The organism is Brevundimonas sp. FV1ye4L (genome assembly GCF_058681255.1).
The window spans coordinates 1483857-1501980 of sequence record NZ_CM178734.1; the positions used below are offsets into that span (position 1 = coordinate 1483857).

At 68.3% G+C, this 18124-nt stretch carries 20 protein-coding genes; 7 read left to right on the top strand and 13 right to left on the bottom strand.

Annotated features, from left to right (window positions below; all coding sequences use genetic code 11):
* Nucleotides 1-129: 129 nt before the first annotated feature.
* From ACW17X_RS07220 to ACW17X_RS07230, 3 genes are read left to right on the top strand one after another with little or no spacing between them, the layout of a single operon-like run.
* Nucleotides 130-1560 (top strand): helix-turn-helix domain-containing protein, encoded by a 1431-nt coding sequence (locus tag ACW17X_RS07220; RefSeq protein WP_492100281.1) that lies wholly within the window; start codon nucleotides 130-132, stop codon nucleotides 1558-1560.
* 36 nt (nucleotides 1561-1596) lie between these two features.
* A complete protein-coding gene (locus tag ACW17X_RS07225) occupies nucleotides 1597-1947 on the top strand; it encodes a hypothetical protein (protein WP_492100282.1) in 351 nt (116 codons plus the stop codon).
* Nucleotides 1944-2216 carry a type II toxin-antitoxin system RelE/ParE family toxin gene (locus ACW17X_RS07230; protein ID WP_492100283.1) on the top strand — a complete coding sequence of 91 codons (273 nt, stop codon included), beginning with the start codon at nucleotides 1944-1946 and terminating at the stop codon, nucleotides 2214-2216. The genes ACW17X_RS07225 and ACW17X_RS07230 overlap by 4 nt, the downstream gene beginning before the upstream one ends.
* 4 nt (nucleotides 2217-2220) lie before the next feature.
* On the opposite strand, the gene ACW17X_RS07235 is transcribed toward ACW17X_RS07230, so the two are convergent.
* The 3 genes from ACW17X_RS07235 to ACW17X_RS07245 form a co-directional block, all read right to left on the bottom strand.
* Entirely contained in the window at nucleotides 2221-3051 is an 831-nt protein-coding gene (locus ACW17X_RS07235) for a universal stress protein (protein WP_492100284.1), read from the bottom strand.
* A gap of 71 nt (nucleotides 3052-3122) precedes the next feature.
* Entirely contained in the window at nucleotides 3123-4580 is a 1458-nt protein-coding gene (locus ACW17X_RS07240; protein ID WP_492100285.1) for a hypothetical protein, read from the bottom strand.
* Between the two features lie 66 nt (nucleotides 4581-4646).
* Entirely contained in the window at nucleotides 4647-5636 is a 990-nt protein-coding gene (locus tag ACW17X_RS07245) for a helix-turn-helix transcriptional regulator (protein ID WP_492100286.1), read from the bottom strand.
* Between the two features lie 92 nt (nucleotides 5637-5728).
* On the opposite strand from ACW17X_RS07245, the gene ACW17X_RS07250 reads away from it, so the two are divergent.
* Nucleotides 5729-5953 (top strand): hypothetical protein, encoded by a 225-nt coding sequence (locus ACW17X_RS07250; RefSeq protein WP_267515756.1) that lies wholly within the window; start codon nucleotides 5729-5731, stop codon nucleotides 5951-5953.
* Between the two features lie 2 nt (nucleotides 5954-5955).
* Here the strand turns inward: ACW17X_RS07250 and ACW17X_RS07255 are convergent, their stop codons facing one another.
* The 8 genes from ACW17X_RS07255 to ACW17X_RS07290 form a co-directional block, all read right to left on the bottom strand.
* Complete coding sequence (locus ACW17X_RS07255) at nucleotides 5956-7065, bottom strand: acyltransferase family protein (protein ID WP_492100287.1); 1110 nt, start codon at nucleotides 7063-7065, stop codon at nucleotides 5956-5958.
* Nucleotides 7066-7287: 222 nt separating this feature from the next.
* Entirely contained in the window at nucleotides 7288-8709 is a 1422-nt protein-coding gene (locus ACW17X_RS07260) for an NAD(P)(+) transhydrogenase (Re/Si-specific) subunit beta (RefSeq protein WP_492100288.1), read from the bottom strand.
* Nucleotides 8710-8722: 13 nt separating this feature from the next.
* Nucleotides 8723-8989 (bottom strand): hypothetical protein, encoded by a 267-nt coding sequence (locus tag ACW17X_RS07265; protein WP_271164228.1) that lies wholly within the window; start codon nucleotides 8987-8989, stop codon nucleotides 8723-8725.
* Entirely contained in the window at nucleotides 8986-9321 is a 336-nt protein-coding gene (locus tag ACW17X_RS07270; RefSeq protein ID WP_183195948.1) for an NAD(P) transhydrogenase subunit alpha part 2, read from the bottom strand. Before ACW17X_RS07270 ends, ACW17X_RS07265 begins: the two co-directional genes overlap by 4 nt.
* Nucleotides 9322-9323: 2 nt before the next feature.
* A complete protein-coding gene (locus ACW17X_RS07275) occupies nucleotides 9324-9749 on the bottom strand; it encodes a hypothetical protein (protein ID WP_492100289.1) in 426 nt (141 codons plus the stop codon).
* A complete protein-coding gene (locus ACW17X_RS07280; protein WP_492100290.1) occupies nucleotides 9746-10879 on the bottom strand; it encodes a Re/Si-specific NAD(P)(+) transhydrogenase subunit alpha in 1134 nt (377 codons plus the stop codon). Before ACW17X_RS07280 ends, ACW17X_RS07275 begins: the two co-directional genes overlap by 4 nt.
* Nucleotides 10880-10962: 83 nt before the next feature.
* The gene (locus ACW17X_RS07285) at nucleotides 10963-11235 is read right to left on the bottom strand and encodes an aa3-type cytochrome c oxidase subunit IV (protein WP_492100291.1); all 273 of its coding nucleotides are present in this window, start codon (nucleotides 11233-11235) and stop codon (nucleotides 10963-10965) included.
* Between the two features lie 61 nt (nucleotides 11236-11296).
* Nucleotides 11297-13093 carry a M3 family oligoendopeptidase gene (locus ACW17X_RS07290; protein WP_492100292.1) on the bottom strand — a complete coding sequence of 599 codons (1797 nt, stop codon included), beginning with the start codon at nucleotides 13091-13093 and terminating at the stop codon, nucleotides 11297-11299.
* A 103-nt stretch (nucleotides 13094-13196) separates the two neighbouring features.
* Here ACW17X_RS07290 and ACW17X_RS07295 point away from each other — a divergent pair, with 103 nt between their 5' ends.
* The 3 genes from ACW17X_RS07295 to ACW17X_RS07305 all read left to right on the top strand — a co-directional run bounded on the left by ACW17X_RS07295 (nucleotide 13197) and on the right by ACW17X_RS07305 (nucleotide 17106).
* Complete coding sequence (locus ACW17X_RS07295; RefSeq protein WP_492100293.1) at nucleotides 13197-13682, top strand: DUF1203 domain-containing protein; 486 nt, start codon at nucleotides 13197-13199, stop codon at nucleotides 13680-13682.
* Between the two features lie 76 nt (nucleotides 13683-13758).
* Nucleotides 13759-15540, top strand: a complete 1782-nt coding sequence (locus ACW17X_RS07300) for an FG-GAP repeat domain-containing protein (RefSeq protein ID WP_492100294.1) — start codon at nucleotides 13759-13761, stop codon at nucleotides 15538-15540.
* Between the two features lie 114 nt (nucleotides 15541-15654).
* The gene (locus ACW17X_RS07305) at nucleotides 15655-17106 is read left to right on the top strand and encodes a sigma-54-dependent transcriptional regulator (protein WP_492100295.1); all 1452 of its coding nucleotides are present in this window, start codon (nucleotides 15655-15657) and stop codon (nucleotides 17104-17106) included.
* On the opposite strand, the gene ACW17X_RS07310 is transcribed toward ACW17X_RS07305, so the two are convergent.
* A complete protein-coding gene (locus tag ACW17X_RS07310) occupies nucleotides 17103-17684 on the bottom strand; it encodes a DUF805 domain-containing protein (protein WP_492100296.1) in 582 nt (193 codons plus the stop codon). The two genes, ACW17X_RS07305 and ACW17X_RS07310, sit on opposite strands and share 4 nt — an antisense overlap.
* Nucleotides 17684-18004, bottom strand: a complete 321-nt coding sequence (locus tag ACW17X_RS07315) for a hypothetical protein (RefSeq protein ID WP_492100446.1) — start codon at nucleotides 18002-18004, stop codon at nucleotides 17684-17686. The genes ACW17X_RS07310 and ACW17X_RS07315 overlap by 1 nt, the downstream gene beginning before the upstream one ends.
* Nucleotides 18005-18124 lie beyond the last annotated feature (120 nt).

The window sequence follows — 18124 nt, forward strand, 5'->3', positions numbered from 1 at the left end:
GCCGCAGCCGCCGTCTCGGAGACAAGAACACGCCGAAGTCACGAATGACACAGCAGCACCTGACCTATTGATGTCACTTTGTCACATCATGACTTTGCATCGTCGGTCATGTTATGACATTCTGCAGCCATGGAAATCGCCGCAGATCGCAAGCTTTTCCTCGGCGCCCGGCTGAAGCGGCTGCGGCGCGACCTGGGTTTGACCCAGACGTCGATGGCCGCCGATCTGGGAGTTTCGCCCAGCTATCTCAATCACATAGAGCGCAACCAGCGCCCCGTTTCGGCCCAGCTGCTGCTGCGTCTGGCCGAAACCTATGACGTCGATCTGCGCAGCCTGAACCAGGGCGGCGCGGCCGATGAGGCGCGGCTGACCGAGATCCTGGCCGACCCGCTGTTCAAGGGTCTGTCCGCCCCGCGCCACGAACTGGTGCAACTGCTGGAGGAGGCGCCGGGCGTCGCCGACGCCATGCTGCGCCTGTACCAGGCCTTCGACGACGGCCGCACCCGGGCGCGCGCCGCCGCCGAGAACGGCGAAGGCCTGGTCGAGACCAGCCCGGCCGAATGGGTGCGCGAATACATCCAGTCGCGCGGCAACCACTTCCCTGAACTGGATCAGATGGGCGAGGCCCTGGCCGACGCCCTGGCGGCCGAGGCGCCCGCCCACGCCGACGGGTTCGAACCCGCCGCCCGCCAGCGGCTGGCGGCCAAACACGACTTGGGCGTCCGCACCCTGCCCGCCGAGGTCATGGTGGAATGGACCCGCCGCTATGACCTGCACCGCCGCCGCCTCTTGCTGTCCGAGACCCTGGGGCCGTCGTCGCGCGCCTTCGCCATCGCCTATCAGCTGGCCCTGGTCGAACACGGCCCGGCCCTGCACGACATGGTCCAGGCCTCAAGCGCGCCGGACGCCGCCACCCGATCCCTGCTGAAGGTGGCCCTGACCAACACCCTCGCGGCGGCGACCCTGATGCCCTACGCGGCCTTCCAGCGCACGGCGGAGGAGACCGGCTATGACCTGGCCCGGCTCCAGGCCCGGTTCGGGGTCAGCTACGAACAGGCGGCGCATCGGCTGACCACCCTGTCGCGGCCGACTGCGCGGGGGGTGCCCTTCTTCCTGATGCGGGTCGATCAGGCCGGCAATATCTCGAAACGCTATGCGGCCGGCGCCTTTCCCTTCTCGCGCTTCGGCGGCGCCTGTCCGCGCTGGCGGCTGCACTCCGCCTTCCGAACGCCAGGCCGGATCATCACCCAGATCATCGAGACCCCGGATGGCGGCCGCTGGTTCACCTTCGCCCGCACGGTGGAACGCCAGGGCCAGGACGGTTATGGCGACGCCCATGATCTGGCAGTCGGCCTGGGCTGCGAACTGCGCCACGCCCCCCGCCTGGCCTATGCCCACGGCCTGGATCTCGAGCAGCCCGACGTCACCCCCATCGGCCCCGCCTGCCGCCTGTGCCACCGCCACCCCTGCGCCGAGCGCGCTGCAGCGCCCGTGGACCGGCAACTGGCCGTGGACGACTGGTCCAAGTCGGTCAGTCCCTACCCGTTCGCAGCGATGTGAGTTCACAACCACTCATAGTTGTGGCATGATTCGGTTATGGCCGATTACGTCCTGACCCTTCCCCTGACTGACGAAGCGCTTGAGCGGCTCAAGGCCGCTGCGCGAGCGGCGGGCATGGAACCGGAGGCGTATGCCGTCGCAATCTTGGACAAGGCGCTCGCGAGCGGGCCTGCTTACGCCTCGAATGAATCCGAAGTTCGGGAGACGGAAGCGACCTTCATCATGGACGACGCCAATCCGACTTGGCCTCCGACCACGCCTTACGACACCGCCGAGGCCAAACGTCGGCTGGCCGAGTACGACCGCACCGGCAAGTTCATAGAATTCGAAGACTGGGCGGCGGGGTTCGAGACGGACCTCGAGACGATGCTGAAGGCCAAGGCTTGAAGCTTCGGCTGTCCCCCGACGCGATTCAGGATCGCCGTCGGGTCATCGTCTTTCTAAAGAACATCGACCCAAACGCCGCCCGGCGCGCGAGCCAGACCATCATCAAGGCTTTAAGGCAATTGGCGCAGACGCCCCTTATCGGGATCGACCTGGACGGGTTACGCCACCTCTATATCCCCTTCGGCGGCAGCGATTATGTCGTCCAATACCGCGTCGATGCGGACGTCGTCATGGTCGCCCGCATCTTCCACGCTCGCGAAGAGCGCTGAGGCCTCAGTGGCTCAGCAGCAGCCAGGACTGGCTGCGGTTCAGCAGGGCCTGGGTGACGCCGCCCAGAACCCATTCCCGCATCCGCGAATGGCCCCAGGCGCCGCAGACGATCAGATTGGCCCCCATCTGTTCGACCAGGGCCAGGATACGGTCGCCCGCCGGACGTTCATCCCGCACCTTGGCCTCGCTCTCGGCGACGACGCCGTGACGGCGCAGCCAGGCGGCGACATCGGCGACGCGGGCGGCTGCAGCGGCGGCGTCGGCCGAGGCGCAAATCTCCACCACCTTGACCTCGCGCGCCTGTTTCAGCAGCGGCAGGGCGGCGGCGACGGCGCGTTGGGCCTCGCGCCCTTCCTTCCACGCCACCAGGACGACGCCGTCGACCGGCGCGGCCGAGGCCCGGGGCGGCGCGACCAGGACCGGTCGGCCGATATTCATGATCAGGTCGCCGGCGTCCGGCGCGCGATAGGGCAGACGCCCGGCGTCACGCCCCACCAGGATCAGGTCGGCCGCGCGCGCGTGGTGCGAGACGCAGGAGGCGGGATAGCCGGTCTCAGACCGCCATTCGTGGTCGATGCCCGTATCCTTCATCGCCTCGAGGAACCGGGCCTTGGCGGCGGACAGTTCGCCGTCCGCCTGGTCCCGCCGCAGGGTCAGGATTTCGCCGGCCATGCCGCCGGCGACATAGGCGTCCACCAGGGGCGGCTCGGGCTCGCTGACGGATATGCCGATCAGGGTCGCGTCATGAATGGCGGCGAGATCGCGCGCAAAACCGATCCGCGCGACATTGTCGGCCTCGTCGTCCACATAGACCATCAGGCTCGCATAGGTCATGGCGATGCTCCTTGTTGCCACAGCCTGGATGCGCCTTTCGGGCCCGTCGCGCCTTGATCCGCGTCAAACCGTCAGGTCAGGATCACCCGGCCGTTTTCGAGGCGGAAGGCGACGCCAGTGCGCTGGAACAGGCGGGCGATGACAGCGGACGGGTCGGCGACGCCCTGGTCCAGCAGGGTCGATATGTCGTTTGCCAGGGTGGGGTCGCGCGACAGGCGGGTCAGTTCGCCCAGCCATTCGTCGCGGCTGAGGATTCCATCCTCATTGTCCCGCCGCTGGAACCCGGCCACGACGTCGAAGAAGTCGCCGCCGTCCGCCTGCTTCTGGGCGGCTTCGATGACCATGCCCCAGACGGCGCCGCAGGCGTAATAGGCCCGGTGCTCGCCCCTCTGGGCGGCCGAGGAAACCGGCTTGCCGGCGGCCAGCCGGGTGCAGTCATCCACCTCGCGCTGCAATTCGGCATGCGCATCATAGGCGGGATCCATGGCCTGAAGCGCGCGCACGGCCATCAGGTCAGCGCCGCCCTCGGTGATCCAGGCTTCGCGCGCGTACTGATATTTCAGCCCCTGCGAGCCCAGCCAGAAATGCGCCGCCTCATGGCCGATGAACCATCGGGCGCGGGCCAGGACGCGGGCGTCCGGGTCCACGACCCCCTCCCCTTCGAAACTCATCGAGATCAGGCCGGGCAGGACGCTGCCGCCCATGCTGGTGATCGAGTCCGTCGGGCCGGTCCAGCTGACCATCAGGGTCGGCGTGTCGCCCTTGGCCTGGCCCAGCCGGGAGGCGTAATAGGCCATGACGCGAGGCGTGAAACCGCCCAGTTCGTCGCCCAGCCAGCGCGGCAGACCCGGGTCGATCACGGTGGCGACCCCGTCGCCCAGACGGGTCGAGGCCTCGCCGAACAGGACATAGGTGTCGACGTCCAGGGCCGTGACCTCGGCCTCGCGCTCCCCCTTGAACAGGACGGGACCGGCCCGGTCGCGCCAGGTGATCCGGGCCGGACCGCCCGGCACATCGACGCCGTTCAGATCGCGCGGCAGGTCGCGAGCGGCGGCGGCGCTGGTCAGCGCAAAGAGGTCGAACTGGCCGGAATAGAGGGCCACCGTTCCGTCCGAGAACATCAGGGCCGGATCATACTGGGCCTCCAGATCCCCTTCCTGCGGCGTCATGGCGATGCGGACGCTGCGGGGGACCGGCCCGCCGTCCAAAGTGCGCAGCACGTCATAATCGCCGATCCGCTCCAGCACCACGCCGGGGGTCTCGACCCGCCACCAGGCCGGCCGCCAGGGCTGGCGCGTCTCGCGCAGCAGGGCCGAGCGGAAGAAGGCCCAGGCGGGGGCGTCGCGGTCCAACACATAGTCCGCCGTCCAGCGATCGCCGTCGCGCACCACCGAAACGGCCACCGGTCCCTGCTCGGCTGCGACCTGCGACGAGGCGACGGGGGCCGGAGCGACGACGGGCGTGGCGCAGGCGGCCAGACCGGACAGGCCGGCGAGGGCGCAGGATATGAGGGCCGACTTCAGACGCATGACGATCTCCGATAGGGGCGGAACCGCGATAGCGACGGCCGGCGTCGGCGTCACCTTAAGCCTTGTTCATCCGCGGGCCGCGTCCAGAGCGCGTCCGGCCGCCGCCAGTTCCCCGGCCATGACCGCCTTCAGCCGCTCGGGGGCCAGGATCACCGCCTGCTCGCCCCAGGTGAACAGGTGCCAGGCCAGTTCGCGCATGCCCGACGCCCGGAACCGCACGATCACGCCGCCGTCCGCCTGATCCTCGAACGACTGGGTCGGGTGCCAGCGCCAACTCTTGGCCTCGGCCGCGCCCTCGGGGGCGATGCGCAGCACCACCTCCTCGATCTCGTCCTGATAGATGCCGAACGACTGGCTGGCAAAGACGCCCAGGTCGAAGTCGGCGGGCGGGATCGCCACCCCGTCCTGCGGGGCGACGCTGCTCATCCGGTCCAGGCGGAAGGTCTGGATGCGGCCCGTCTCCCGGTCGGCGGCGACCAGATAGTTGGCGCGACCGAACATGACGCCGCAGGGGGCGACGCTGCGGCGACGCGGTTCGGCGCCCGGTCGGGAATAGGTGAAGCCCAGCGGCTGTTGCGCCAGCACCGCCCCGCGAATGGCGGTCAGCAGACCTTCGTCCGCCGAGGGGCGCGGCCCCGCCTGGACGGCGATGGTCTCGGCCCGCACCAGGGCCTCCAGATCCGGGGCCATCCGGTTCAGGGTGGTGGACCGCATCGCCGCCTTCAGCTTGCGCTCCAGTCCCTCCAGCGCCGCCGCCCGCGCCGGTTCGCCCGCCGCGCGCAGGGCCGTGGCCGCCTTGGACAGTTCCAGCATCTCGGTCGAGGTCGGCGCCTGTTCGAAGGCCGACAGGCCGCCGCGAATGCGCCAGCGTTTCGACGGCGGGTCCGACACCTCCTCCACCGTCGGGAACAGCATGAAGACGGCGTCGCGCATTCGCTCGGCGGTGCGGCGGCTGACGCGCATGTCGCGCGCCATCTCGTCCAGGGTCAGGCCTTCGGCGCTGGCGGCCAGCCGCCGCGCCAGGTCGATCACCATGGCCGCCTTGTCGTGTCTCACCGTCGCTCCTGAATGATACGTCCGTTTCTGACGCATCAGTGCGCCATAACACCATCATCGACAAGAGGCCGACCGCTTCAGGAGATCATCAAATGGCTCGTTTCCAACCCACCCACGCCGTCAACGCCAACCGTTATCTGATCGTGCCGTGCGAAGCCGACGGCTCGTCGGACCTGGCCGTCATCTGGGATCGGCTGGAGGAGCAGGTGGTGGACGTCATCTCCGCCGCCGCCATCGCCCGCTATTCGGACGAGGACGCGCTGTGGGACGAGGCCCGGTCGGACCCGGCGGAAACGCCCTGGCTGATGGCGGCCTGAACTCAGGCTGTTTTCGGTTTGGTCCAGCGATCGATCAGACGCTGGGCCGGGCGTTCGACCCGATTGTGCGCCACGACCGCGATCACGACGATGAAGCCGAACAGACCCAGCGCGAACAGGTCGTTCAGCCAGACCGAACCGAAATCGACGCGCCGCCCGCCGGGCAGCCAGTCCAGCTTGCGCGCGATGATCAGCATCACGGTCAGGATGAACATGTGGACCATGTAAATGGAGAAGGACCAGCGCCCCAGGGTCACCAGGGCCGGGTGGTCCAGCAGCCGCGACACCCGCCCTTCCTCGCCTGCGAACACCCAGACCAGGACCACGAAGACCAGGGTCACGGCCACCGTCACCGGCCCCTGGGCCCAGGCCACGAAGACGCAAGTTCCGACGACGGCCGCGATCTCCAGCCCCGTGGCCGCCAGGCCCTTCAGGCGCGGGATGTTCATCCATAGACCCTGCAACAGGCAGCCCAGGAAGAATCCATACACCGCGCGCGGCACGGCGAAGTCATAGGTGGTGTTCATCCAGCGCCGGGCGTAGCTGACCACCAGAACGCCGCCGACGATGGCCAGGACCAGGCCGATCCAGCGGAACCGCTTGGGCGCGACCAGCACCAGGCCGGCGAAGATAAGATAACAGGCCCATTCGGCGCTCAGCGTCCACGACGGCCCATTCCAGGTCAGATGCGGATGGACGTGCCAGGCCTGAATCAGCGCCAGATTGGTGAAGATGGCCCACACCGACCGATCCCCGGTAAACGGCGCCGCACTATCGAAATGGAAGGCCAGCCGCGCCAGCTCCAACCCGACATAGGCCGCCAGCATCAGCACGTGCATCGGCCAGATCCGCCCGAACCGCCGCACCATGAACCGCCCTGCGTCCGCCCCCGTCTTCAACCGCTCGGCATAGGCGTGGGCGATGACGAAGCCCGACAGGACGAAGAAATAATCGACGAACAGATAGGCGTGCTGGATGAAGTCCCACGTCCGCCAATGGCTGGCCACCGGCATATGGAACATGACCACCAGAACGGCGCACACCCCGCGCAGGGAATCGAGCGCCTCGAAACGGCGATGGGCGACGGGGGCGGGTTTGGACAGGACGTTCACGGCCGCGTGATAGCGCCGGTCAAGCGCGGGCGATAGGGGTTTCAGCGGTCGGCGAGACGATGGGCGGCCTTTCGGCTTGACGCCCAACTCACCCCTCTCCCACCCGTCATCCTAGGCCTTGTGCCTAGGATCCATACGCCCGGTGTAAATGCCGCGCCCCTTGCGGAGACGCCTGTGTTTATGGATCCTAGGCACAAGGCCTAGGATGACGAACGTGGGGCGTCACAGCCCCTTCACGATCCCCTCGACCATCTTCTTGGCGTCGGCGAACAGCATCATGGTGTTGTCGCGGAAGAACAGCTCATTCTCGACGCCCGCATAACCCGAGCCCATACCGCGCTTGATGAACAGCACCGTCCCGGCCTTTTCGACGTCCAGGATCGGCATGCCGTAGATGGCGCTGGTGGGGTCGGTCTTGGCGGCGGGGTTGGTGACGTCGTTGGCGCCGATGACGAAGGCGACGTCGGCGGTGGCGAACTCGGCGTTGATGTCCTCCAGCTCGAACACCTCGTCATAGGGGACGTTGGCCTCGGCCAGCAGGACGTTCATGTGGCCGGGCATGCGGCCGGCGACGGGGTGGATGGCGTATTTCACCTCGACCCCCTCCTCCTTCAGCTTGTCGGCCATTTCGCGCAGCGCATGCTGGGCCTGGGCCACGGCCATGCCGTAGCCGGGCACGATGATGACCTTGGAGGCGTTCTTCATGATGAAGGCGGCGTCCTCGGCCGAGCCCTGTTTGACCGGCCGGGTCTCCTTGGCGCCGGCCGGACCGGCCGCGGCGTCCGCGCCGCCGAAGCCGCCCAGGATGACGCTGATGAAGCTGCGGTTCATGCCCTTGCACATGATGTAGCTCAGGATGGCGCCCGACGACCCGACCAGGGCGCCGGTGATGATCAGGGCGATGTTCTCCAGCGTGAAGCCAAGCGCCGCCGCCGCCCAGCCGGAGTAGGAGTTCAGCATCGACACCACCACGGGCATGTCGGCGCCGCCGATGGGGATGATCAGGGTCGCGCCCAGCACCAGGGCGATCAGGAAGACGCCCCAGAAGGCCCAGGTCGCCGCGCCGCCGGTGCCGATCAGAATGCCGATCAGGAAGACCAGGCCCAGGGCCAGGCCGACATTGATCAGGTGCCGCGCCGGCAGGATGATCGGCGACCCGCTCATGTTGCCGTTCAGCTTGGCGAAGGCGATGACCGAGCCGGTGAAGGTGATGGCCCCGATGGCGACGCCGAGCGACAGCTCAATGATCGACAGGGTCTTGATGCCCGTCCTGTCCTCGGACAGGATTCCGAAGGCCTCGGGCGCATAGACGGCGCCGATGGCGACTAGGCAGGCGGCCATGCCGACCAGGCTGTGGAAGGCGGCGACCAGTTGCGGCATGTCGGTCATGGCCACGCGCCGCGCGATCAGGGCTCCGGCCCCGCCGCCGACGATGACCCCGCCCGCGATCAGGGCCAGGGTGACCTTGTCCAGCGCCCCGGTGGTTCCCAGGGTCAGCAGGGTCACGCCGATGGCCAGGGCCATGCCGATCATGCCGAAGGTGTTGCCCTGACGGCTGGTCTCGGGGCTGGACAGGCCGCGCAGCGACAGGATGAACAGGACGCCCGAAACCAGATAGGCCAGTGCGGCCAAGGATGCGTTCATCACGCCCCTCCCCTCAAGACGTGCGCGCCAGCCGCCACAGGGCGGCGGCGATGAACAAGGGGCCGATGAAGAACAGGGCCCATTCGAAGACGCCCAACGGCCGGTCCTGGGTCACGACCCGGACCAGAATGGCCGAAAAGACAAATGCGATGCCGCAGTCGTGCAGCCGCTGGCGCTTGATCGGAACCTTGGTCCCAAACCAACCGTACAGCCACAGGCCGAACCCCAGGCCGGTGGCGATCCAGGAGCCGGTTATGGCGATCTGCGCGGGATCGATCATGCGGCGCTCTTGGGAGCCGGCCGCTCTTTCTTCTTGTACATGGCCAGCATCCGCCGGGTGACCATGAAGCCGCCGAAGATGTTGACGCTGGCCAGGGTCACGGCCAGCACGCCCGCGCCCTTGGCGATCCAGGCGCTGGGTCCGGTGACGTCGCCCGACACGGCCGCCGCCGCGATCAGGCCGCCGACGATGATGACGCTGGACACCGCATTGGTCACGGCCATCAGCGGCGTGTGCAGGGCTGGGGTCACGCTCCAGACGACATAATAGCCGACGAAGATGGCCAGCACGAAAATGGCCAGGCGGAAGACGGTGGGATCGACGTGTTCCATTTTCAGCCTTCCACACGAGGGAGATTATCAGACGTCTGCTTGGGCTCTAGCCCTGCGGCCTTTGCCGCATAAACCGCGAGCCCGATAGCGACCGCGACGGCGAGCGGCGCCCATGTCGATCCGACCCAGATCAGCACTGCCGTCGCCGCGACGGCTAGACACAGACCCGCGACCAGAAACGGGAGCATCTTGGGCAAATGAGGCTTCGACAGCCGATTGAAAACGTCCTGGCCCGCAAGCACCAGCATCAACCCCAGCCCCAAGACAAGGCCGATTCCCAATCGCGCGCCTTCGTCCCCGGCAAACATCCATACGGACGCTTCAGGCTGCTCGCTTCTGAAGTCTGACCACCGCTCCCAGAAGCTTTGTGCGAATATGGCGACGGCCAAAATCCAAACGCCCGCGCCAATCCATCGAGAGAGTTTCATCCCCTTACCCCCTCATGCACCACGGCCCCGCCGTGCGTCACAACGGCCGCCTTCAGGATCTCATCCTCCAGATCCACGGCCAAAGCCCCGTCCTTGATCATCAGCCCCACGAAGGCCGTCAGATTGCGGGCGTAAAGGGCGCTGGCGTCGGCGGCGATGCGGCCGGGCAGGTTGGACCAGCCGACGATGGTCACGCCGTTCGCCGTGGTCACCACCTCGTTCAGCTTCGAGCCCTCGACGTTGCCGCCGGCCTCGACCGCCAGATCGACGATGACCGAGCCCGGCTTCATCGAGGCCACATGGGCCGCCGTCAGCAGCACCGGCGCGGCGCGGCCGGGGATCAGGGCGGTGGTTATGACGATGTCCTGCTTGACCACATGGCTGGCGGTCAGCTCGGCCTGTTTGGCCTGGTACTCGGGCGACATGGGCTTGGCGTAGCCGCCGGCGGTCTGGGCGTTCTTGAACTCCTCGTCCTCGACGGCCAGGAATTTGGCGCCCAGGCTTTCGACCTGTTCCTTGGTGGCGGGGCGGACGTCGGTGGCGGTGACGACGGCGCCCAGCCGCCGCGCCGTGGCGATGGCCTGAAGCCCGGCGACGCCGACGCCCATGACGAAACACTTGGCGGCGGCGACCGTGCCGGCCGCCGTCATCATCATCGGGAACCCCTTGCCATAGGCGTAGGCCGCCTCGATCACCGCCCGATAGCCGGCCAGATTGGCCTGGGACGACAGCACGTCCATGACCTGGGCGCGGGTGATGCGGGGCACGAACTCCATGGCGAAGGCGGTGGCGTTGGCGCCGCGCAGGGCCTCGACCGTCGCCTTGTCGCGCCAGGCGTCCAGCATGGAGATGACGATGGCGCCGGGCTTGAGCGCGCTGGTCTCCTGGGCCGTGGGGCCGCGCACCTTCAGCACGATGTCGGCGCCGTCCAGCACCGCACGGGTGTCGGGCTTCACCGCCGCGCCGGCCGCGACATAGTCCGCGTCGGGAATGGACGAACCCAGGCCGGTCCCGGCCTCGACCGACACGGTCGCGCCCAGGGCGATCAGCTTCTTGACCGTCTCGGGCGTGACGGCGCAGCGCGTCTCGCCTTCGCGACGTTCACGGGTGACGGCGATAGCGACAGCCAAGCGAATCCCCTTGTTCTTATTATGGGACGCGAGACTAGGCCGGTTCCGAGGACGCCGTCAAAGCGCGTCGTTATTTCGCCGCTTCAGTGACCGGCGTCGGCCTTGGGCTTCAGGGCGACAAAGCCCACGACGCCCAGCGCCACCGTGCCGACCAGGGCCGCCATCAGGTTGCCGCCCGGATGGAACCACAGGGTCAGGAACAGCAGCAGACAGGCCACGGCCAGCGAGCCCCACTTGGCCAGGTCCATGAACAGTTTGAAGGTCGCCGCCTGTTCATTGATCTGCATTCCGCCCCGGACATAGGCGGACGCATCGGCGTCGGCTTCGGCGGTGGCGGGGTTTTGGGCCTTGGCCATGAGAGCTCCCTCAGTCTTGTCGTTGGCGCGACTATAGCGCGGCTTCAGCCGGACGCCAGCCTCACCCCAGGGCTTCGAACTGATCCACCAGCCGTTCCAGCCGCTTGCAGCCCACGCTCCAGAAGGCCGGGTCGCGCGGGTTCAGGCCGAAGGGCTTCAGCGCCTCGACGTAGGTCTTGGCCCCGCCCCCGGCCAGCAGGTCGCGGTACAGGGGGGTGAAGCCGATCGGATCGGCCCGCCGCGCCTCCATCAACGCCGCCACCAGCAGGTCGCCGAAGGCATAGGCGTAGACGTAGAAGGGCGAGTGGACGAAGTGGCTGACATAGGCCCACCAGTGCTCGTAGCCGGGGTTCAGCGTCACCGCCGGTCCCAGCGAGGCCCCCATCTCGGTAAGCCACAGCTCGTTGATCCGCTGCTGCGACACTTCGCCCTTCTGCCGCTCGTCATGGAAACGGGTCTCGAACCGGTGGAAGGCGATCTGGCGCACCACGGTGTTCAGCCCGTCCTCGATCCGCCCGGCCAGCAGGCCGCGCTGCTCGCGCTTCGGCGCCGTCGCCAGCAGACGGTCGAAGGTCAGCCCCTCGGCGAAGATGGAGGCGGTCTCGGCCAGGGTCAGGGGGGTGTCGGCCAGAAGCGTGCCCTGGTCCGCCGCCAGGGTCTGGTGCACCCCGTGGCCCAGTTCGTGGGCCAGGGTCAGGACGTCGCGCCGCTCGCCCATCCAGTTCAGGAAGACATAGGGGTGGCGGTCGGCGGTGACCGGATGGGCATAGGCGCCCGACTGCTTGCCCGGCCGGGCGCGGCCGTCGATCCACGGCTTGTCGAAGAAGCCGGCGGCGCGTTCGGCGAAGTCGCCGCCCAGGTCCGAGAAACTGTCCAACACGATCTCGCGCCCCTGGGTCCAGGTGAAGGCGCGCGGGGCGGTGGTCTCGATGGGGGCGTTGCGGTCCCAGTGGTCCAGCCGCGCCTTGCCCATGGCCTTGGCCTTCAGCGCATAATAGCGGTGCGACAGCTGCGGATAGGCGGCGGCGACGGCTTCAGCCATGGCGTCCACCGCCTCGCCGTCGACCTCATTGCCCAGGTGGCGGCCGTCGGCGGGCCGTTTGAAACCGCGCCAGCGATCCTCCATCGCCTTGTCGGCGGCGACCGTGTTCAGCACCAGGGCCAGGGTCGGGGCGCGGGCGGCCAAGGCCTCCGACAGGCCCTCGGCGGCGGCCTTGCGGCGCGCGGGCTTGGCGTCCGACAGCCGGTTCAGGGCCTCGGCCAGGGTCAGGCTTTCGCTCCCGGCCTTGGCGCGCAGGGCCGCCAGCTGTTCGTCGAACAGACGCGGCCATTGGGCCGTGATCGGGCCGCGTTCGGCGATGAAGGTCTCAAGCTCGCTCGACAGCTCGTGCGGCTTCATCGCCCGCACCCGCCGCAGCCAGGGCCGCCAGCGCGATGCGCCGGCATGGGCGGTCAGGGCGGCCTCCAGGGCGGCGTCGTCGATCTGGTTGATCTCCAGCGTCAGCCAGACGGTCGGGGTGGCGATGGCGGTGATCTTCTCGCGCACATCCGCCTCGAACCCTTGAGCCCCCGCGTCGTCGCGCGCTGTCGAGGCGGCCAGGAAGGCGTAGGCGCCCAGGGCGCCCAGCACGTCCGACGCCTGTTCATACAGGCTGATCGCCCGATCCAGCGCGGCGCCCAAGGACGCCGGATCGCCCCCCTGCCCGGCCAGCCGGCCTTGCAGGCCGTTCATCTCGTCCACCAGGGCGCGGGCCCTGGCCAGGTCGGCGGCGATCCGGACGTCGTCGCGAGACCCATAGAGGTCGGTCAGGTCCCACAGCGGGGCTTCGATGTCAGGCGTCTTGAAGGGGGCGTTCATGCCGCCTTTGTGGGGGCGCGGCGAGGCCGATGCAACGGCCGGAAGCCGCCAGACGGCGCGCGCGGATCGTCGCAAGCAGAGGACCTCAACCCGGAGATCCCGCATGACCTACCGTATCGAAGCCCTGCCCCTGGCGCCCTTCACGCCCTATTTCGCCATGTCCGATAAAGACTTAGCCGCCGTCGGCGCACGCCGCTGGGTCGCCGACGCCCCCGGCCGCGCCCCCTGCCGGGTCAGTCTCCGCGACGCCGACGCCGGAGAGGCGCTGGTGCTGGTCAATCACGCCCATCTGACCGACCCGACCTCGCCCTATCGCGCCTCCGGCCCGATTTTCGTGCGCGAGTCGGCGGTGGAACAGGCGCCGATCACCGGCCCGGCGCCGGAGACCCTGACCAAGCGGCCGCTGTCGCTGCGCCTCTATGACCGTCGCAACATGATGCTGGAGGGGCTGGTGATCGACGGCGCCGATCTGGACGCGCGGCTGGCCGAGGCGTTCGACCATCCGGCCCTGGACCATGTCCACATCCATTTCGCCCCGCGCGGCTGTTATCTGGCGCGGGCCTGCCGGGTCGAGGCGGCGCTTCCCTGAACGCCCCCGCTGCGGTTAGATGGCGCGCCCAGGTCGGTCGCCCACTCGGGCCCCGAGCCGGGCGAAGGGGCGCGTCATGACCACCGAAGCGGCGAATATTCTCGGCACGGGCTGGGGCGGAACCACGCCGGACGGCGACCGTCGCCGGATCGCCATCGTGCGGCTGGCCGTCGGTCTGTTGCAGGGGATCGTCCTGTACCTGCTGCTACGCGCCACCGAGGGCGACAGCGCCAGCTGGTCCCAACGCCACCCTGACCTGTTCGCCCCGGCCCTGCTGACCGCCTTGTTCCTGCCCGCCGTCCTGCTGTCCGGCGTCGGCAAGCTGCGGCTGTGGGTCTATGTGATCTGGAGCCTGATCGCAGGCGCGGCGCTGGCCCTGCTGGCCTGGCACGACATCGCCCGCCAGGCCGACGGCGCCCGCGAGGCGACCTTCCCCCTGTTCGTCTTCGCCGCGGCGGCCCTGTTCATCGCCCATCATCTGGTCGTGCCGGCGGACCGTGAGCGTCGGCTGGTTGCGCCCTTCGCCGCCTATTTCGACGCCGCCTGGATGGCAGGGGTGCAGGGGGTGCTGTCCGTCGGCTTCGCCGGCGCCTTCTGGCTGCTGCTTCTGCTGGGAGCGGCCCTGTTCAACATCATCGGGCTCAGCTTCCTCAGCGACCTGCTGCAAGAGAGCTGGTTCTCCCTGCCCCTGACCGGCCTGGCCTTCGCCACAGCCGTGCATCTGACCGATGTGCGCGACGGCCTGATCCGGGGCGTACGGACCGTGGCCCTGATGCTGTTGTCCTGGCTTCTGCTGGTGATCACCGTGTTGGTCGGCGGCTTCCTCGCGGCCCTGCCTTTCACCGGTCTGGGCGGCCTGTGGCAGACGGGCAGCGCGACGGCCCTGGTCCTGTCGGCGGCGGCGGCCCTGATCGTGCTGATCAACACCGCCTATCAGGACGGCCGTCCCGACCATCGTCCCCCGGTGGTCCTGCGCTACGGCGTCCGGGTCGCCTCGGCCCTGATCGCGCCCCTGATCGGCCTGGCCTTCTGGGGACTGGCGCTGCGCATCGGCCAGCACGGGCTGACGCCGGACCGGATCATCGCCACGGCCTGTGCTGTGATCGGCGCGGTCCATGGCCTGGGCTATCTGTTCGCCGCCTTGCGCCCCGGCCCCTGGATGAAGCCGCTGGAGCCGACCAACATCCTCGCCGCCGTCCTGTCGGTCGCGGTCATCCTGGCCCTGTTCAGCCCCCTGGCCGACCCGGCGCGCCTGTCTGTCGCGGACCAGGTCGCCCGGCTGGAGCGCGGGGCGGTTAAGCCTCAGGATTTCGACTATGAATTCCTGCGGTTCGACAGCGGCAAGGCGGGGCTCGCGGCGCTGGATCGGCTGATGCGGTCGCCGGATGCGAAGACGGCCGAACTGGCGCGCTTGGCAAAGGCCAGTAAGACAAGGTCGCGCTATTCCGTTCAGGACAAGAAAGAACGGGTGGCGGAAATTCGGATCGAGCCGGTCGCAGGCCAGACGACGCCGCCCAGTTTCACCGCCCAGTTGGATCGTCAGGACGCCCTGATGTACGCCTGCGCCAGCGATAGACCCTGCCGTCTGCGCAGTCTCGATCTGGACGGCGACGGCCGCATGGAGGTCCTGCTGGCGACCTCCAGCGCAATCCTGACCTTCTCTCAGGACGCCCAGGGGCAATGGTCGCCAAGCGCGAGCTACGTCGTCACATGCGCGCCCCCATCGCCCGATGAACTGGCGCAGGCTTTCGCAGAAACCTTCGCCGTCGCCCCCGCCCGCCTGCCGGATCTGGTCGTGGGCGGTCAGAGACTGCAGGCCCAGCCCAAGATCAGCTGCCCGCCGCCGACGCCCCGTTAACCCCCCGCTCACCACGCCCTCTCACCCGATTTTCACCTCGTCCCCCTAGAAATCGTCCCGAAACGGGCCAGTCCGATCCACGGGCGGCTCCTCGGTGATGACAAGGGACGCCCCATGGCCAAGACCGTTCTGGTCGTCGACGACGATCCGACCCAGCGCCGCCTGTTGCAGGCTGTGCTCGAACGCGACGGTCACGCCGTGGTCCATGCGGCCGGCGGCGGCGAGGCCATCGACCGGATGACGCGCGGCGGCGGGGCCGACGTGATCCTGCTGGACATGGTCATGCCCGAGATGTCGGGTCTGGAGTGCCTGGCCGAGTTGCGCAGCGCGGGCTTGACCACCCCGGTCATCGTCCTGACGGCCAACGGCGGCATCGACACCGTGGTCAAGGCCATGCAGGCCGGCGCCCAGGACTTCTTCGTCAAGCCGGTCGGGCCGGAACGCCTGCTGGTCGGGGTGCGCAACGCCCTGAAGCTGGACCAACTGACCGCCGAGGTCGGCCGGCTGACCAAACGGGCCCAGGGCCGCGCCAGCTTCGACGACATCATCGGCGACAGCGCCCCCATGCGGATGGTCAAGGCCTTCGGCGCCCGCGCCGCCAAGTCCTCCATTCCCGTCCTGATCACCGGCGAGAGCGGCGTCGGCAAGGAGGTCATCGCCCGCGCCCTGCACGGCGCCAGCGACCGGGCCGGCAAGCCCTTCGTCGCCGTCAACTGCGGCGCCCTGCCCGCCAATCTGGCGGAATCCATCCTGTTCGGTCACGAGAAGGGCGCCTTCACCGGCGCCGTCGACAAGACCCTGGGCAAGTTCCGCGAGGCCGACGGCGGCACCCTGTTCCTGGACGAGATCGGCGAACTGCCGCTGGACCTCCAGGTCAAGCTGCTGCGCGCCCTGCAGGAGAGCGAGATCGACCCGGTCGGCGGAAAACGCCCGGTCAAGATCGACGTCCGTATCGTCTCGGCCACCAATCGCGACCCCGCGCAACAGGTCAAGGACGGCGCCTTCCGCGAGGACCTGTTCTACCGCCTCAACGTCTTCCCGATCGAGGCCCCGTCCCTGCGCGACCGCCGGGAAGACATCCCCGCCTTGGTCGATCATTTCATCGCCCGGTTCAACGCCGAGGAAGGCAAGCGGATCATGGGCTGCGCGCCCGAGACCCTGGCCATGCTCCAGGCCTTCGACTGGCCCGGCAATGTGCGCCAGCTCGAAAACGCCGTGTTCCGCGCCATCGTCCTGGCCGACTCGCCCTTCCTGCAGCCCTATGATTTCCCGTCCATCTCGGGCGTCGTGGCGCCGATGCCGGCCACGGCCGCCGCAGCCCCGGCCAACGCCGCCCCGTCCTACACGGACCTGCCGCCCCTGCCGGAACAGCCGATCCGCATCCTGGACGACCGCGGCCACCTGCGGACCCTGGAAGACATCGAACGCGACCTGATCCAGCACGCCATCGAGGTCTACGCCGGCCACATGAGCGAAATCGCCCGCCGCCTCGGCATCGGCCGCTCCACCCTGTACCGCAAGGTCCGCGAACAGGGGCTGGAAGGTCAGCTGAAAGAGGCGGGCTAAGATCCAGCCGGCGGAGGACCGTAGCGGTTCACCGTCTTCTTACCGTCCAGCACAAGCAGGATGACGAGACCGATCAGGCTGGCCATGTAGAGGACGTTGTTGAGAACCAGCAGCATGAACAGGCCTATGTCCGGCGCATCCTCCTGCATGACGCTGGTCATCACAGCGGGAAACGCCGTCAGGCCGATCGTCAGGAACACCACAGGCGGCAGACCCCAATAGCCCGCCCGGCCGGTGTCATGCAGACGGCGCGTCACGGCGGCGGCCAAGAGGATCACAACCGCTGCCACGCCGATCCTCAGAACCAGGAAAAACGGGCCCATATCCGGCATGAAGGTCGGATCGTGGATTTCGACCGAGTAGTGCCCCGGGCCGCTGACAACGGTCGCTGCCTCGGGGTTTGTCGCTGCGGCCGCAGACGCCTGTTCAAACACGGCGGTCATCGTCGGGATCATACCCAACCAAAGCCCGACGAAGGACAGTCCGACAACGGTAAGGGCATACGGCCAGAACTGCGATCGCCTGTCCCGTCCTTTGAAATCCGCCAAGCGGCGAAAGCCGGCTAGGATAGCGTACATCAGTCTTCCCCCGTCGTGTTGCCGTCATCCTGAGGTCGATTCGAGCCAGACGTCTTGCTGCGTCCCCAACGCTTCGGCTCCTCGCCCTTCGCCTTGGCGGTGATCTCCTTCAGCTTGCGGCCTTGCATGGCCGACAGGGCCTGACCGGGCGCGCCCTTTTCGGGGTCGGCGAAGGCGCGGCCGTGGGTCTTGACCCGCTCGCCGACCGAATCGAGGAACTCACCCTCCCATTCGGACAGAGAAACGCCCGCCTTCTCTGCCGAGCGGCGGGCGCGTTTCAATGCGTTGAGTGCGGCGCGCTTGGCCGCTTCGCGCTGGATCTCAAACGGGCTCGGCGGAGCTTTCTTGGGTGCGCCATCGCCCTTCGGGCTGCTTGAGCGCGTGTTGAACCCGCTACCGCCCTTCAGCCCGCCTGAGCGCGAAAGGCCGCCGCCTGGCTT